Genomic DNA, 16,966 nt, shown 5'->3' on the forward strand with positions numbered 1-16,966 from the left:
CTACTGTTAAAAATACTCATGTCTTGTTAAAATTTTTTATATAAACTTACAATTTAGACTAGTATACTTATTTATGTAAAACGAGAATGTCTGTTAAATTCAGTTATAGTTATTGCAGGCAAAATATTATCAAATAAAACTAGTGGAGATTTTGATATGGAATATAAAAAAACTTTTTTAGCAACTCTAGCAGCTTTTGGTAGTATATCAGCTTTATCAGCAGCAGATATTCAACCTTGGTCTGCTTCAAAGGTAAGTAGTTATACACCAGGAACTTTGGTTACAGAAGGAGGCAATACTTATAAGTGTAAAGTTTGGCCAGAAGGTGCTTGGTGTACTATAGCTGCTTATGAGCCTACAGGTATTTATGGAGCTGATGCTTGGGAAAAAGTTAACTCTACTCCAACTAAACAAGTAACTGCTTTAGTTAATATTACTGGTGATTTACCAGGCACTGCCGTAGTTGAATTTGTAAATTCAACAGGTAAAACTTTTGTTGTTTCAGATAGCAAGGTAACTTTGGACTACCCAGAAGGTAGTTCTGAAACCTATACAGTTGAACTTAAAGGCGACGAAGGGAGTATTACTCCATCAACTATTCAAGTGAACTCACAAACTACATCTATAGAACTAAGTTACAAAGCTTTACCTGCACCAATATATAAAGATTTTAATGTAAGTATCGGAGGTGATGAATTACCTTCAGATGCGGTTATTAAATTTACTGATAGTAAAGGTAAATCTGAGATCGTTTCAAATGGTAAAGTACAGTTGCAAGTTACAGAAGGTAAAGATACTACTTATAATATAACTGTTAGTGGTCAAAATATTGGTTCTATAACCCCATCAAGTGTTAAGCTTAATGAAAAGAGCGCAAACACCATTGCTTTAACATACAAAAACTCTGTTTCTCCAAGTGATTGTGATCCATATGATGCTTCAAAAGTCCCTGCTTACTCAGATAGTACTGTATATTCAGGAAAAGATTTTGCAAAGTACGATGGTGGAATATATGAAGCACAGTGGTGGACCCAAAATGAAGCTCCAGGAACTAATGATGTTTGGAAGTATTGTGGACAAGCTGTTGAAGCAAAGGTTTCTGTTAACACTACAGGTTTACCTCAAACAGTAAAAACCTTTGAGATCGTAATTGGTGGTGAATCATATACTATAGACTCTACCAGACAAACCCCTATAGTTTTAGGTCAAGGAAGTTTTGATGTTTCAGTACCTAAGATTTTGAGCTCAGATGCTTCAGAAGTTTATATTGCTAATAAGGTTACACCTAATCCAATAGTTGTGGATGAAAGTACTAAAGAAGTAAGCTTAAACATAAGTTTTAAAACAGAAGCCGTTGAAGCTACTACAGTTAGTTTAAATGTTACTTACGCAACAGGAACTTCTCCAAACTCTACTACAGCTAAAGTTACAAACTCTAGTGGTTATGAGCAAACTGTACAATTAGTAAATGGCTCAAATACTATCAATATATCTTCTCAAGGGGAATTTACAATTACTCCAAATAGTTATAAAGAGGGAGGAGTTACATATGTTGCAAATACTATTAAAGTAAAAGATGGTGAAGTTGATGGCAATAATAAAATAGTCTATGAGCAGGCACCAAATGTTTTAGTTGGTTATTTACCTGTTTGGGGAGGTAGTACTAATCCAAAAATTTCAGATGCTGCAAAAGCTGGTTATAACATAGTCGCAGTTGCTTTTGTTGACGTTAAAGGAGAGTCTCCAGTTAAGTTTACAGGGGATGGATCTTTCGCTTCATATGGTACAGAATTAAAAGGCGAGCAACTTGCTAAAACTATAAATGCTGATATTACTAAGGCAAAAGAGCAAGATAAACTAAAGTATGCCCTTATATCTGTAGGTGGTGAAAATAACACTTTTGATCCGGGTAACGCCGATATGGCAGTTGTTGCTAGTAATATTATAAGTTTCTTACGGGATTATGGTTTTGATGGCGTAGATTTTGATCTTGAGCAAGTCCCTTTTACGGATAATCAGTTGATTGAGTTAATGCAGGATCTTAAAAAAGATATGCCTAGTATAATTATGTCTGGAGCTCCTCAGGTAAATAGAGTTCAAGATCTTAAGAACCCAGGAAACTATAGCTTACAATATGTAAATACTGGTACACAGCAAGTATATAACAAAGCATTAGAAGCTGGTTTATTTAACTATATGTTTGTACAAGACTACAATACAGGTGGAAACTTTGTTAATGCTAAAGGTGATTTATATGACCCAACATCGCCATCAGATACTAAAGATGCTGCTGCTGCTCACAGTGCTGGCTATTATGATGTGTATGACCCAGAGTTTATTTCTAACAGCGTTGCTGCTCTTAAGAAAATAACCCCAGAAAATACAAAAATAGTGATAGGTGAGCCAGCTACGCCAAGCGCTGCAGGGTTGGCTCAAATATTCCATGGTCCAAGTGCTGATAATGCATATGAGGCTATGTGTGAGCAGTTCTTCAGTTTAAATACCGATAGTAGTTATGGCGGAGCTATGACTTGGCAAATAGTTTTTGACAAAGAAAATGACTATACTTTTGCTAAGGCAGTTAAAGCTTCAGAAGAAAATAATTGTCAAAATTTTTAACTTATAAACTTTTTCTAAACATTATCATTTTAGTATAATAGTCCTGGCAATTATGTGATTAATCCTTAAATTATAAATTTATAAAACCTGAGGTCGGTAATGAATAATAAGAAAATATTAATTTTGTCATCGGTAGCGATAGCCTTAAGTGGTTGTGCAGCAAATAAATTAAATCCTGTAGCGCAGAGTGTACAATTATCTACAGCGCCGGCAGCTAGTGATTGTAAATTTATAAACACTATAACAGCAAGCCAGGGTAATTTTTTCACAGGCGGGTTTACGTCAAACAATAATCTTCAAACAGGTGCCTATAATGATATTAGAAATCAAGCTTATGATTTGGGAGGAAATTATATTCAATTAATTTCTAGTCAAGCAGGTAACACTGGAAGCATGGCAAACGGTTCTGGAGGTTACCAACAGACTAACTATAGTGTAACAGGGTCTGTTTATAAGTGTCCAGAGCCAAAATCGTAAGTTTTTTAGTTATTTTCTAAGAATTACTTTAAAGATAAAAATGCTATTGGTGGAGGCGGCGGGATTTGAACCCGCGTCCATAAACTCTCCATCTTTGGATCTACATGCTTAGGCTAATCTATTTGAGTTTAGCTTAGCTACTCCCCAATTAGCCAGGGTAGTAGTTAGCGAGTCTGTTAAGTACAGTCTTTACTTCCAGACAAAAAGTAAAAACCGTCTTATGCATCAATATGAACGGATGTAAAGATAACTCCATAAGATAAGTTATCATATCCGTGCGCACCTAGGTTATTAAGCTAGACTAGGCAGCTTTAGCAACAGCAGCAAAGTTGCTGTCGTTAGCCGCTACGCGGTTTGCTTTTTTGTTGCCAGTTATTATTGGCGTTTGTACTGTTATTTACGAGGTTACGGTACTTCCTCGACATGCACCTTAGAGTTTGACATTCATGTCGAAACCATATTCGCCCCCATTAGGGTGGATACAATTTATAGGTTATTTACTAAAAAGTCAAATTTATATAGTAAATATCTTTTGTAGATAGGATATATGGAGCCATAAATAGAATTTTAAAGCCAAATTATAATTTAATAATTAATTGTAAAGACTATTGATTTAATCATAATCTATAAGAAAATAAGATGGCTAAGCATAGTCCGAAGTCTAATAATTATTTTTTGCTAATTAAATACAGTAAAGACATCCTTATAGGAACGCTATATTTTATCTGCTCAAAATATTTTGCACATGTAAGACTATCTATGGCTCTATCTATTTCGTCAACTCTTGGCAGGGGGTGAAGTATTATAAAATTGCTAGAATCAGATATATGTTTTCTATCTAAATAGCATAAATCTTTATTTTTCAAATATTCTTCATGGCTTGGAAACCTTTCTTGTTGTACTCTAGTTACATACAATACATCTAAATCTTCAAGAAGATTAGTTTCAATTTTCTCAAATTCTCCAAAGTTATTGCCACTTTGTTTAACAAAGTCTCTAAGTTTAGCGGGTATTTTAAGATCTTGTGATGATATAAATTTAAAAGAAGAGTTATATTTTGCTAAGATTTTAACTAATGAGTGGACAGTACGACCATATTTGAGGTCTCCTAGAAAACCTACTTTAAGATTTTCAATAGAACCTTTTTCAGAATAAATTGTATACAAATCAACTAAGGATTGTGTAGGATGCTCATTTGCACCGTCTCCAGCATTTATAACAGGGGAGTTTACATATTTAGAAAACTCTTCAACGCTATTTTGTTTTGGGTGCCGCATAACGATGATATCAGCATACTGGTCAATCATCCTGCCAGTATCATCTAGAGATTCACCTTTTTGAGTGGAGCTTGAAGCACCATTTTCTAGTGATATAACTTTACCACCAAGTCTATTCATAGCTGATTCAAAAGAAAACCTTGTTCTTGTGCTTGGCTCAAAGAATAATGATGCTAAAATCTTGCCATCTAGATCCTTAATAATTTCAGATTTAGCTAGTTTATCTTTATATATATCAGCCCTACTAAATAATAGCTTTAAATCATTTTTGCTAATTTGTTCGCTTTTTAAAAGTTTTTTGAATGAAAGCATTTGGTTCTCCATTGGAAAATCGTCATTCCCTCGTAGAGAGAATCTCAGAAATACTATATAGATACCCGCTTACGCAGGTATGGACAATTTGATTAATATTTAACTATTAATCCACTCTTTAACAGTTTTAACATCAAAATCATTATTAATCTTACTCATATCTTTTACAGCGGCTGTAAAAGCTTCAAAGCCACCAATAGTTGTTATATAAGGAACTCTATTCATAATAGCTGCTCTTCTTAGGGCTAAACTTACTTTTAATTCTTCTCTTAGGGAGGTGTTTATTAGTAAACTTATCTCACCTTTTTCTATAGCTTTAACGGTACTATGAACATCATTATTACCAATGTTATCAGAAGCTTTATCAAAAAGTTTGCAAGCTATATTATTTCCTTTTAGAAAGTTTTCAGTACCTTTAGTGGCGAATATATTAAAACCATATTCTATTAGCTTTTTGGCGAGCTTAATTATTTTAGGTTTGTCTTGATCTTTTACCGATACCAAGATATTTCCTTTTAGTGGTAGCTTATTAAAAGCCATTTCTTGGGCTTTGTAAAAAGCTACTCCAAATGTTTTGTCTATTCCCATTGCTTCGCCCGTAGACTTCATCTCAGGACCTAAGTAGCAATCAACATCTTCAAATCTTCCAAAAGGAAATACAGCTTCTTTAACAGAGAAATGTCTAGGAATAGGATTATTTAAAATAAACTCAGAAAGTTTCCTGCCAATCATTAATTTTGTAGCTATATTAGCTACACTGTTTCCAGTTGCTTTAGCAACAAAAGGAACCGTTCTTGATGCTCTAGGATTAACTTCTATTACATAAAGTTGATTATTTTGGTAGGCAAATTGAACATTCATTAAACCTATTACATTAAGCTCTTTAGCAAGTTTTATAGTACTTTCTTTGACTTCATTTATTTGCTCCTGGGTTAATGAACGAGTAGGTATAGAACAAGCAGAATCACCTGAGTGGATTCCAGCCTCTTCTATATGTTCCATAATACCAGCTACAAAAACCTCATCACCATCTGCTAGAGCATCAACATCTAACTCAGTGGCATCTTCAAGGAATTTATCTATAAGAATAGGTCCCTCTAGAATACATTTTCCATTAGTTTTGATATAAGCATTTAACTCATCTTTAGAGTGAACAATTTCCATAGCTCTACCACCTAGTACATTTGATGGTCTAACGACTACAGGATAACCTACCTTGTTAATATTTTTCTCTAGCTCATTAAGACTATATGCAATAGAGTTTACTGGTTGTCTTAGGTTTAGGTTTTCAAGGAGCTCTTTAAATCTTTCTCTATCTTCTGCTAAATCAATTTTATCTGGGTTAGTACCTAGTATAGGGATATTATTTTCAAATAAAGCTGAAACTAGCTTTAGAGGAGTTTGTCCACCAAATTGGACTATTACTCCCAAAACCTCTCCCTTTCTCATCTCATTCTTAATGATATTTAGAACGTTTTCTGCACATAATGGTTCAAAATATAGCTTATCAGAAGTATCATAATCGGTCGAAACTGTTTCAGGGTTACAGTTAATCATGATAGTTTCGATACCTTCTTCTTTTAAAGATTTAGCAGCATGAACACACGCGTAATCAAATTCTATACCTTGACCAATACGGTTTGGACCTCCGCCCAGTATAATAACCTTTTTATTATTAGTTATATCAGATTCACATTCATGCACAATCTCTTCATAACTATAATGCTCGTAAGTTGAATACATATAAGAAGACTTTGATTCAAACTCAGCTGCACATGTGTCAACTTTTTTATAAACAGGATATATTTCTTTTCCAAATCTATAGTTTCTTATATATTTTTCTGTTCTTCCTACTAATTCAGCAATTTTTGCATCTGAAAAGCCAAGATTTTTATAAACAGAGAACTCTTCCTTGCTGTTTGGTAGCCCGGTTTTTTTAAGGGTTTTTTCTGCAGCAACTATATTACTTATTTGTTCTATAAACCAAGGATCTATCATAGTCGCTTGGTGTATTTCCATTTCACTAATACCATATCGTATAGCTTGAGCAACACGTAGTAGTCTTGCTGGTGATAACTCTTGTAGTGACTCTAAAATAGCAACTTTATTTTCTTCAGAAGTTTTTTCTGGATCGTAGTTAGGAATTTCTATTTCATCTAAACCCTTTAATCCTATTTCTAAAGATATTAGCCCTTTTTGTAAGCTTTCAGCAAATGATCTACCAATAGCCATAGCTTCACCTACAGACTTCATTTGTGATGATAATTTAGCTGGCGTTGTTGGAAATTTTTCAAAAGTGAAACGAGGTATTTTTGTGACTATATAATCAATAGTCGGCTCAAATGATGCTGGAGTAACTTTTGTAATATCATTATCAATTTCATCAAGAGTATATCCTACAGCAAGCCTAGCTGCTACTTTGGCTATGGGGTAACCAGTAGCTTTTGACGCTAAAGCTGATGATCTTGAGACTCTAGGATTCATTTCGATAACAACAAGTTTTCCTGTTTCAGGGTTTACAGCAAACTGAACATTTGAGCCACCTGTTTCCACACCTATTTCTCTAAGTACTGCAATCGAAGCATCACGCATTATTTGATATTCTTTATCTGTGAGAGTTAAAGCTGGTGCTACAGTTATACTATCTCCAGTATGGATTCCCATAGGGTCAATGTTTTCTATTGAACAAACAATAATAGAGTTATCAGCTTTATCACGAATAACTTCCATTTCATACTCTTTCCAACCGAGTATAGATTCATCAATTAGAACCTCGTTTGTTGGCGAAAGCCTCAAGCCATTTTTAACTATAGCTTCAAACTCTTCTTTAGTATAGGCTATTCCACCGCCACTACCACCTAAAGTAAAAGAAGGTCTAATAATAGCAGGAAGCCCAATATCTTCTAGAGCTTTATAAGCCTCTTCCATAGACCGAACAACCACATTTCTAGGCACTTCAAGACCTATTTTTGCCATTGCCTTGTTAAACCTTTCTCTATTTTCTGCTTTGTCAATAGAGTCTGCTTTTGCTCCTAGCATTTCTACGTTGTATTTTTCCAAAATACCTTGTTTATCGAGGTCTAAAGCACAGTTTAAAGCTGTTTGACCACCAACAGTTGGTAAGATAGCATCTGGTCTTTCTCTTGCTATTATTTTACCAACACTTTCAACTGTTATCGGCTCTATAAATATTTTATCTGCTGTAGTTGGGTCAGTCATGATAGTAGCAGGATTTGAGTTTACCAGGAAAACTTTATAACCATCTTCTTTCAAAACTTTACATGCCTGGGTTCCTGAGTAATCAAATTCACAAGCCTGACCGATAACTATTGGTCCAGCACCTAAAACCAAAATACTTTTTATGTCTGTTCTTCTTGGCATATCTACTTACTTCCTTTTTTGGTGTCTTTTATCATATCGGCAAACTCTTTAAACAAATATTTACAGTCATGAGGACCTGGAGAGCTTTCTGGATGATATTGGACTGCAAAAGCTGGTCTATCTGTGAACCTGATACCCTCAACAGTTCCATCAAATAGGGAGCTCATATGGGTTTCTATATTATCTGGCACTTTTTTATCACATACCACAAAGCCATGGTTTTGGCTTGTTATGAGAACTTTTTTAGTTTTTGTATCTAATACAGGTTGGTTAACACCTCTGTGACCTTTATGCATTTTTTCTGTAGATAAGCCAGCAGCTAAAGCTAAAAGTTGATTACCAAGACATATACCAAATATGGGCATTTTATCTTCTAAAAGTTTTTTAATGACGGGCATTGTATAGTCAGACGTTGCAAAAGGGTCTCCTGGTCCATTAGATAAAAATACTCCATCAGGGTTATGTTTCATAATATCTTCATAAGTACTATCTGCTGGAACAACTATAACTTTAAAGCCAACATCAACTAAGTTTCTTAAGATATTGTATTTAACTCCATAGTCTATAACTACAACTATATAGTTATAGTTTTCTTGCTTTTTATACACTTGTTGACCTAAAGAAAAAGTATGCTCGTTCCATTCATATTCTCTATTGGTAGTAACACTTATAGCCAAGTCTCTACCGCCTAGAGTAGATTTGTTTTTTATCCGTATTTTTGCATAATTGGTATCTAGAAATTCGCCTGGTTTTACTGACAGTATAGCAACTCTAACAGCTCCTTCTTTGCGAACCTTTTTAACTATAGATCTTGTATCTACACCACATATCCCAATAATATTTCTATTTTTTAGCCAAGTATCTAAGCTTTTTTTAGCTCTAAAATTAGAAGGACTAGTTAAATTTTCTCTAACTATCAATCCTTTAGCAAATACACCTAAAGATTCATTATCTTCGTTATTGATTCCTACATTACCAATATGAGGAAAAGTAAAAGTAATGATCTGTCCAGCATAAGAAGGATCTGTTAAGGTTTCTTGGTAACCTGTCATAGAGGTGTTAAAGCATATTTCACCATCTGTCCAACCTCTTACTCCTATTGACCTACCAAGATAGTATGTACCATCTGGAAAAACCAAAAATGCGTTAGTCGTGCTATTAGCTAATATCATAAAATTACCCTGTTAATATAGTGGATGAGACTTAAAGAACTGTATCTGGAGAAATTTTTTATCATTGACCTTTTATAAAGTTAATGGACAAATTGGAAGTATTGTATGGATCCAAAATCTATCTGTAAAGGGTGTTTTGTTAAGTTTTTATTATTTGTGTTTTTAGGGTGGTTTTAAATACATTTTTGTAATAAAATTAAATTTTCACCGTTAGAAATGTTTATATAAACGACTAGGCTGATTCTTTGTAATCTTACATTTCCAAGCACCTTTTAAAACAATCGCTCTGTTGTAATACTATTCGCATCTTTACATAAATAGCTAATTCTAATTACAAGGCAGCGGAATGTGGGTGACTTTCAAAATGAAATTTAGTTAATGGTTTTTCTCTATTTCACTAAGTTTTACGCATGTATAAAATTAAACTATATTTTTATTTAAAAATAGTTTAAAATTTTAAATAAAAATAATAAATATATTATGAAATGAAATATACAAGACGTTCATATTCTATGAATTTTGATGATTTAATAAGAATAGAAAAATTAAATATTAAAAAATTACAATCAACAGAATTTAGGTATAGATTTAAAATATTAGAAAAGGAATTTACGAATTATTTTGGGTTGATGGAAATCGATGATAATGAAGAAACGCAGTTTATATTTATTGCTATAGATTCTTCAAATTACCCCGTAGGATTAGTTTTTTGTGATTTCCAAGAAGGTTCAAATATAAGCATTCCATACTTATTTGTAAAATCTAGCCATAGATATAGAAGAATAGGCAGTAAACTGCTCCAAAAAGTTAAAGAAGTAGCTTATAAATATGATTATGAAACTATTTCTTTAAATGATGAAAGCTCTAATAAATTAGAATTTCAAATAGAGTATGACAAAAAAAATAAAAAACTGGAAAAAAATTTTTACAATAAAAATGGATTTAAAAATGAATCACAAATATTAGAATATAAAAAAACATTTACAGTAAAGCTCCAATTAGAATCATTTAACCCGTGTGGAATAATATTTACTAGTGGATTCTAAAAACATTTAAGCAAACTCAAAGAATTAATTTGTGGCGTATTGAAAGTTTGTATATCCATGTGTCAAGCACGAGGATACGGATTGGGTAGTTCACTTTTGTCACTAGCTTGAAATCATACTCCTCTTAGTTAATACCGGTTTAAACCCAATTTAACACAATTGCCTGGTTAACGATAAAGCCAACTTGACGGTGCCCTGAAGTCATGCTAGGATTTTAAAATTAAGATTCTATAGAATCACAACGGGCAGGTTTTGAATTTGTAAATATGTTAGAAAAAAATCAATATATTAATATTGGAGAAATGACTGCTTGGAATCAAATTCATACATAATTACATCTTGAGATAAATAACCATGATAAAAAAAATTATTAAGACTTTACTTGCTATGAGAAGCTTATATTCAGCTTTCGTTGGTTTTAGCTTTATACTTCCTACTATTTGTCTAGCTGATGCTCGCTCGGAAATAATTCTAGAAAATAACTGTTCTACACCTGTAGAATTTAATGTACATCCAGGAAATAGTTCCGGAGCAACGATAATAAACAAAAAACTAGAACCTTTTGAGTATATAAATATAGGTGATTATACAAATGATAAAAAAATTAAATATATATCAACTATAAATATAGGTTTTCATTCCTTAGACTATACAAATGATAGTGGTTCTTTACAATATATTTTAACTAATGGGTTTACTGCAAACTATGCCGATTTCAAAAATTTAAATGGAAATATCGCTATAGAACATCAAAATGGAGACTACTCACATGAATGGCATAGTTATACCACCACATTAAAATATAAAATTCCTATATTTACAGTTTCTGCATGTAACACTCAACTAGAAATAAGAAGCAGCAAATTAAAAGATGTTGAAAGAATATTGATTTTTGGTGATAGCTTAAGTGATTATGGGAACTTATATGGTTACACAAAAGGTATAATTCCTAAATCAACCCCTTATAATAAAGGAATGTTTTCTAACGGTACAGTATGGAGTGATATTTTAAAAAATTCATTAAAAGATAGAATAAAAATAAGTAATTATGCAGTTGGTGGAGCTACTGTTGTATTTGAACCACCATGGACTGATATTGGGTTGCCATATACATTAGGTACTGAGCTTAGTGCATATTCAGTTGACAAAGGTGCTCATGATACTGACAAAACTTTAGCTATATTTTTTATTGGTGCTAATGATTATCTGACTATTGGTATATCACAAGACCCTAGCACAATTACAGATATAGCAAAACAAGTTACAGATAAGATAAAGTCTGCTGTACAATCAGTAAAAGCATCAAAAACTTTAATTATTGGTTTGCCAGATTTAAGTTTAACTCCTGAGTCAATAGAAATAGGAAATCAGACTCTATTAAAAGAAGCCTCTAAATTACATAATGAGTATCTCAAGCAATTTGCTAATACGGATGATAATGTTGATTTTCTTTCTTTAGATGAAATGTTTAATATGCTAATTAATGACACAGACAAGTTTAATCAAGTTTATAACACTAGTCTATCTCCTGAAAAAATACATAAAAGTTGCTGGACGGGATCATACTTTGCGTTAAATCAATTATCAGATAAAAAAGACTTTTATAAAAATCTTTTAATTTCGAATCCTGAGATAGAAGTCAACGATAGACAGCTGCAATTAAGTAATATAGATTTAAATGTAATAGATAAAATTGCTCTTACGCCAGATATAACTTCGGCTATTCTAGCTGCAGAGACAGGAACTTTATGTAGCAACCCTCAAGAATTTGCTTTTTTCGATAAGGTTCATCCAACTTATCAAGTTCATAAAGCATTATTTAAATATATTACTAACTACCTTGGTATTATAAGTTAATTTTATTGAATTTTATTATCGCAACCATTATTTATTCGTTTTGTTTGAAATATTTTCAAATTTAAAGACCGATATTTTCGTATACACTTGAAATTCTAATAGCTTGTTTTATAGTTAGGTATCTAAACTTTTATTATTAATCACAAAATGCAAAAAAATAGCTTAGTTATCTTTAAATCAAAACCTGCTAAGGTGTTAGATAATTTAGATAAAAAAATAGAAATAGAAACCCTTGATGGCAAGAAAATAAAGTTACCATCCAGAAATGTTCAATTTTTAGTAGATACGCAAAACGATTTCGATTTAGTAAAGTTAGAACAATTGCAGATTTATGACCTTGAATTAACTTGGGAACTTTTGCAAGGACAGATAAAAACTTCTATAGAAGAATTAAGTGAGTTATTGTTTGAAACCACAGGAGTTAACCAAGCATATACAATTTGGCTTTTAGTATCAGAAGGAGAATTTTTTAGTTTTAACGATGATTTTAGTATAAGCGTTCATTCTTATGAACAAAAAGAGGCAATAATTAAAGAAAAAAAGGAAAGACAGAAAAAAGAACAAGAGCTTAATGATTTTATAGTACGTCTTAACAATAAAACATATTTACAAAATGATGAAAAATTTCTGAAAGAGATTGAAGCTTTGGCACTGTCAAAAAGTTTAAACTGTAGATTTTTTAAACACCTTAATATAGAGGAGTCCGAAAATGGTGCTTATAAACTACTTCTAGATATAGGTTATTGGGACGAACATATTAACCCGTATTTACATAGGTATAAAGCAGAGTTAGAGGATAACCCCGCAGAATTTGAGTATAACCACGATTCTGATATCGGTAGGGTAGACTTAACTCATTTAAAAGCTTATGCAATAGACGATGAAGATAGTAATGATCCTGATGATGCTATAAGTTGGGATACTAAGAATAGTAAAATGTGGGTGCATATTGCTGATCCATCTTCAAGTATAATTTTTGGTGAACAAATAGATCTAGAAGCTAGAGCTAGAGGTACAAATTTATATACTCCTGAGAAAATTATTTTAATGCTTCCGACTAAAGCTACAGAGTTTTTGGGTTTAGGATTGCAAGAAATATCACCAGCTTTATCTATAGGTTTTGGTGTTACTGATACAGGTGACATAGAAGGTATACACATATGCTTTAGTAAAGTTAAAGTAACTAGATTAAGTTATGAATTTGCAGAAGAAAATATGCACAGTCTTGAGCTTGGTAATATTGAAAAGTTTGCAAAAAACTTTACAGAAAAGCGTTTACAAGCAGGAGGAGTTGAGCTTGATTTTCCAGAGGCTAAAATTAAACTAGAAGCTGACAAAAAAGTTGATATATATGATTTACGCAAGTTAGGGTCACGAATTCTGGTAAGAGATACCATGCTTATGGCGGGTGTTGCTGTAGGTAAATTTTGTTTAGAACATAATATAACAGTTCCTTTTTCTACACAGCCTCAGCATGAGCTTACTCAAAAAGAGTTAGAAAATCTGCAAACACCAGCAGATATGTTTGCAGCTAGAAAAAAATTACTAAGAGGGCAATATTCTACACAACCTGACAAGCATGCAGGCATGGGATTAGAAAATTATGTACAAGTAACTAGCCCACTAAGAAGATACCTTGATTTATTAGCACATTATCAGCTTAGACGTTTTTTAGCTAACCAAGAATTGTTAAATATTGATACTATAAATGAAGTTATAGCACAAGTAGAGATACCAATAAGAATAAATAGACAGACTGAAAGAGATTCAAATTTACATTGGAAGCTAGTGTATTTAATACAAAACCCTAATATGAAATTTAAAGCTATAGTTGTAGAGTTATTAGAAAGAAATAGAGCTTTAGTCTCTATAGAAAAATTAGCTATGACAAAAAAAATAGCTATTAACCACAAACTAGACTTAAATAACACGCTCATTTTAGAAAATACTTCTGTAAACCTTGTAAACCAAGAAGCTTATTTTAAAGTTTTAGAAAACACTAACTGAGTTTTAACAAAAAGTACACATTCTTATCCACAGAAAAATATAGTGTATGGAAAACTAATCTTTTAAATTGACCTTCTCCTTCGAAACACTTGTATATACGATGTTTCGAGGTTTTTTTTAAAGGTAAAAAAAATAAAATAATAGCTATTTATGATAAAGTTCTACATAAATATAAACATAGTTATCCACATGTTAAAGTAGGTTTTTTGTATTTGGAGTTTGTGTTTAAAATCTTTGAAGTACAACATTCTTAATACGCTTAATATTTTTTTGATAGTCCAATTTATAATTATTACGGGTCGCTGTGTGAATAAAAAAACATTTAACAGAGCAAATTTTACGTAAATTAATGTATCATTTTACCTACGTATTTTAAAAAATTATAAACTTATGAACTATGAGCTAGTTGAAGCAGATCTAAACCCTAAATATTGTGTAATTTGGCTGCATGGTTTAGGTGCAGATGGTCATGATTTTGTTGATATAATTGGTCATTTAGGTATTTCTCTAGATTATATTCGCTTTATATTTCCACATGCTGATGTAATGCCAATTACCATAAATATGGGTATGCACATGCCAGCTTGGTACGATATTAAATCTTTTGATACTGATAGTTTAAGTAGGGTTGTAGATATCGAAGGTATCAAAGGTTCGACAGCTAAAATAAATAATCTAATTGATAAACAGATCGCTCAAGATATTTCAAACGAAAATATTATCTTAGCAGGGTTTTCACAAGGCGGAGTTATAGCTGTCTATACAATGCTTACTTCTAAACGTAAACTTGGTGGAGTAATCGCTTTATCAACATATTTGCCAGCATGGGAAGACTTTAAAAAATCTATTACAGACGTTAATAAAGGTATTCCAATATTAGTATGCCATGGCACGCATGATCAAGTTTTGCCAGAAATTTTAGGACAAGACTTATCTGCTAAATTAGCTGAACAAGGTTTTAAAAATGAATATAAGCTTTATAATGGTATGCAGCACAGTGTGTGTTTAGAAGAAATAAATGATATATCTAGTTATATAGCGCAAGTATTTAATGTATGAGTAAAAAAATCGTAATAGCAAGTAGAGAAAGTAAACTAGCTCTTTGGCAAACTAATTTTGTTAAATCTGAAATCCAAAATAAGTTAGGTATTTCATGTGAAATACTTACAATGAAAACACAAGGAGACTTGATTTTAGATAAACCTCTACATAGTATTGGCGGTAAGGCTTTATTTATGAAAGAGTTAGAGGTGGCTATGCAGAGCAATAAAGCCGATATCGCAGTGCATTCATTAAAAGATGTTCCTTATGAGCTTCCATCAGGATTTTGTTTAGCAAGTTTTATGCCTAGAGAAGATCCTCGAGATGCATTTGTTTCAAATAAATATACATCATTAGATGGGCTGCCTAAAGGGGCTGTTATTGGAACATCAAGCCTACGCCGTAAGGCACAATTACTTAATTATAGAAAGGACTTAGTTATAAAAGATCTAAGAGGTAATGTTCAAACTAGATTATATAAATTAGATAATAATAATTATGACGCTATTATATTAGCTAGTGCTGGACTTATTAGATTGGGCTTGCAAGCTCGTATTACTCAGTACATACCTATAGAAATATCTTTGCCTGCAGTTGGTCAAGGAATAGTCACAATAGAAGTTTTGGAAAGAGACAGTAAATTTTTGACAGAGTTAGAAAAACTCAATGATAAGGCTAGTTCTCTTGCCGCTAAAGCGGAGCGAGCTTTTAATCAGGAGTTAAAGGGTGGATGTCACGTTGCTATAGGTGCTTATGCAACTGTAGAGGATCAAAAAATAACTCTGCAAGCGATGGTTGCTAGTGGCGATGGTAAAGAAATCATTAAAAAATCTAAAAATGGAGTGGACCCTGACATTTTAGGCAAATTATTAGCTCAAGAAATGGTAGAATTAGGAGCATATAGAATATTGGAGAATTAAATGAGGCTGATGGTATTATTAGTAGGTATTGGTGGAGGGTTTGGTGCTATAGCTAGATTTTTAGTAACTCAAGCTAGTGCTGGTATATCTAAACAAATTCCAGTAGGTGTCTTTTTATGTAATATTATAGGCTCTTTTTTTATTGGTTTAATTGCTGCTTTTTTAATAAAAACGAACTTATTTAATGAGAATATTTCTACATACACCAGAGCTTTTCTTGTAACAGGTTTTTTGGGAGGGTTTACAACTTTTTCTAGTTTTAGTTTGGATATACTAAACTTACTACAAAGAGGAGAGGCTTTTCTAGCTTTTGGATATATTTTAGCAAGTGTGTTTTTTTCATTACTTGCTGTTGTAGTAGCGTTTTATTTGGTGGTGGGGGTATATAAATGAAAAGAAGAGTAACTACGTTAATGTTTTTATTTGGTTTAGTCTTAAGCGGATGTATTCCAGTAGTTACTGGAAGTTTTGTAACACATGATGATATTTTTGATTCAGATGCAGGACTCCATAGTTTAGAGCTTCAAGAGGGGATAACAGTTAAACAGCTTTATGATGCTATTAGGGAAACTATAAGCGTTCATCCTAAAGAATTTAAGCTTCAAGCAAGTGACTATAAGGAAAATGAATCTAGAGTTTGGGCTTTTTCAAATAAATACAATCAACCAATAGCTTTTTACGCTATAAATATTAAAGGTCGAGTCTATTTAGGAATAGATATAGGAGATGATGGTGATGCTAATAAGATAGACCATGATATCAAAGACATTTATAGCTTAGAAGATCTAATCTTGAGCAATATAAAAGTTCCACCTAAAGAAAATATAGCAGGATAAATTAAGAGATTTGTGCAAATC

General features: G+C 32.3%; 12 protein-coding genes and 1 other RNA gene. 9 read left to right on the forward strand and 4 right to left on the reverse strand.

Features of this window, described 5'->3' with window-relative positions; genetic code table 11:
- Nucleotides 1-156 precede the first annotated feature (156 nt).
- Together SD28_RS01345 and SD28_RS01350 are read left to right on the forward strand one after the other, a co-directional pair.
- Nucleotides 157-2,619, forward strand: a complete 2,463-nt coding sequence (locus SD28_RS01345) for a glycosyl hydrolase family 18 protein (protein ID WP_039123344.1) — start codon at nt 157-159, stop codon at nt 2,617-2,619.
- Nucleotides 2,620-2,718: 99 nt separating this feature from the next.
- On the forward strand, nt 2,719-3,096 hold the full coding sequence (locus SD28_RS01350; protein ID WP_039123347.1) for a DUF4156 domain-containing protein: 378 nt from the start codon (nt 2,719-2,721) through the stop codon (nt 3,094-3,096).
- A 47-nt stretch (nt 3,097-3,143) separates the two neighbouring features.
- Here the strand turns inward: SD28_RS01350 and ssrA are convergent.
- The 4 genes from ssrA to carA form a co-directional block, all read right to left on the reverse strand.
- Nucleotides 3,144-3,565, reverse strand: a transfer-messenger RNA (tmRNA) gene (ssrA, locus tag SD28_RS07850).
- A gap of 199 nt (nt 3,566-3,764) precedes the next feature.
- Nucleotides 3,765-4,685, reverse strand: a complete 921-nt coding sequence (gene pyrB / locus SD28_RS01355) for an aspartate carbamoyltransferase (protein WP_039125694.1) — start codon at nt 4,683-4,685, stop codon at nt 3,765-3,767.
- A gap of 99 nt (nt 4,686-4,784) precedes the next feature.
- Nucleotides 4,785-8,066 (reverse strand): carbamoyl-phosphate synthase large subunit, encoded by a 3,282-nt coding sequence (gene carB, locus SD28_RS01360; RefSeq protein WP_039123349.1) that lies wholly within the window; start codon nt 8,064-8,066, stop codon nt 4,785-4,787.
- 2 nt (nt 8,067-8,068) lie between these two features.
- On the reverse strand, nt 8,069-9,238 hold the full coding sequence (gene carA / locus SD28_RS01365) for a glutamine-hydrolyzing carbamoyl-phosphate synthase small subunit (protein WP_039123350.1): 1,170 nt from the start codon (nt 9,236-9,238) through the stop codon (nt 8,069-8,071).
- A 512-nt stretch (nt 9,239-9,750) separates the two neighbouring features.
- Here carA and SD28_RS01370 point away from each other — a divergent pair.
- From SD28_RS01370 to SD28_RS01400, 7 genes are all read left to right on the forward strand, one after another.
- Nucleotides 9,751-10,284 carry a GNAT family N-acetyltransferase gene (locus tag SD28_RS01370; protein WP_039123351.1) on the forward strand — a complete coding sequence of 178 codons (534 nt, stop codon included), beginning with the start codon at nt 9,751-9,753 and terminating at the stop codon, nt 10,282-10,284.
- 354 nt (nt 10,285-10,638) lie between these two features.
- Nucleotides 10,639-12,141, forward strand: a complete 1,503-nt coding sequence (locus SD28_RS01375) for an SGNH/GDSL hydrolase family protein (protein ID WP_234384999.1) — start codon at nt 10,639-10,641, stop codon at nt 12,139-12,141.
- A 147-nt stretch (nt 12,142-12,288) separates the two neighbouring features.
- Nucleotides 12,289-14,148 carry a ribonuclease catalytic domain-containing protein gene (locus SD28_RS01380; protein WP_039123353.1) on the forward strand — a complete coding sequence of 620 codons (1,860 nt, stop codon included), beginning with the start codon at nt 12,289-12,291 and terminating at the stop codon, nt 14,146-14,148.
- Nucleotides 14,149-14,538: 390 nt separating this feature from the next.
- Nucleotides 14,539-15,207 carry an alpha/beta hydrolase gene (locus tag SD28_RS01385; RefSeq protein WP_039123355.1) on the forward strand — a complete coding sequence of 223 codons (669 nt, stop codon included), beginning with the start codon at nt 14,539-14,541 and terminating at the stop codon, nt 15,205-15,207.
- Nucleotides 15,204-16,109, forward strand: a complete 906-nt coding sequence (gene hemC / locus SD28_RS01390; protein WP_039123357.1) for a hydroxymethylbilane synthase — start codon at nt 15,204-15,206, stop codon at nt 16,107-16,109. The genes SD28_RS01385 and hemC overlap by 4 nt, the downstream gene beginning before the upstream one ends.
- Nucleotides 16,110-16,502, forward strand: a complete 393-nt coding sequence (gene crcB / locus SD28_RS01395; RefSeq protein ID WP_039123359.1) for a fluoride efflux transporter CrcB — start codon at nt 16,110-16,112, stop codon at nt 16,500-16,502.
- On the forward strand, nt 16,499-16,945 hold the full coding sequence (locus tag SD28_RS01400) for a hypothetical protein (protein ID WP_039123362.1): 447 nt from the start codon (nt 16,499-16,501) through the stop codon (nt 16,943-16,945). The genes crcB and SD28_RS01400 overlap by 4 nt, the downstream gene beginning before the upstream one ends.
- Nucleotides 16,946-16,966 lie beyond the last annotated feature (21 nt).

The organism is Allofrancisella guangzhouensis (assembly GCF_000815225.1).
Lineage (GTDB): Bacteria > Pseudomonadota > Gammaproteobacteria > Francisellales > Francisellaceae > Francisella > Francisella guangzhouensis.

Excerpts from the sequence above, each read along its gene's own strand:
- SD28_RS01370 (WP_039123351.1), top strand. The coding sequence starts at position 9,751 with ATGAATTTTGATGATTTAATAAGAATAGAAAAATTAAATATTAAAAAA.
- carB (WP_039123349.1), bottom strand. The coding sequence starts at position 8,066 with ATGCCAAGAAGAACAGACATAAAAAGTATTTTGGTTTTAGGTGCTGGA.
- SD28_RS01380 (WP_039123353.1), top strand. The coding sequence starts at position 12,289 with ATGCAAAAAAATAGCTTAGTTATCTTTAAATCAAAACCTGCTAAGGTG.
- SD28_RS01375 (WP_234384999.1), top strand. The coding sequence starts at position 10,639 with ATGATAAAAAAAATTATTAAGACTTTACTTGCTATGAGAAGCTTATAT.
- SD28_RS01350 (WP_039123347.1), top strand. The coding sequence starts at position 2,719 with ATGAATAATAAGAAAATATTAATTTTGTCATCGGTAGCGATAGCCTTA.
- SD28_RS01385 (WP_039123355.1), top strand. The coding sequence starts at position 14,539 with ATGAACTATGAGCTAGTTGAAGCAGATCTAAACCCTAAATATTGTGTA.
- crcB (WP_039123359.1), top strand. The coding sequence starts at position 16,110 with ATGAGGCTGATGGTATTATTAGTAGGTATTGGTGGAGGGTTTGGTGCT.
- pyrB (WP_039125694.1), bottom strand. The coding sequence starts at position 4,685 with ATGCTTTCATTCAAAAAACTTTTAAAAAGCGAACAAATTAGCAAAAAT.
- SD28_RS01400 (WP_039123362.1), top strand. The coding sequence starts at position 16,499 with ATGAAAAGAAGAGTAACTACGTTAATGTTTTTATTTGGTTTAGTCTTA.
- carA (WP_039123350.1), bottom strand. The coding sequence starts at position 9,238 with ATGATATTAGCTAATAGCACGACTAACGCATTTTTGGTTTTTCCAGAT.
- SD28_RS01345 (WP_039123344.1), top strand. The coding sequence starts at position 157 with ATGGAATATAAAAAAACTTTTTTAGCAACTCTAGCAGCTTTTGGTAGT.
- hemC (WP_039123357.1), top strand. The coding sequence starts at position 15,204 with ATGAGTAAAAAAATCGTAATAGCAAGTAGAGAAAGTAAACTAGCTCTT.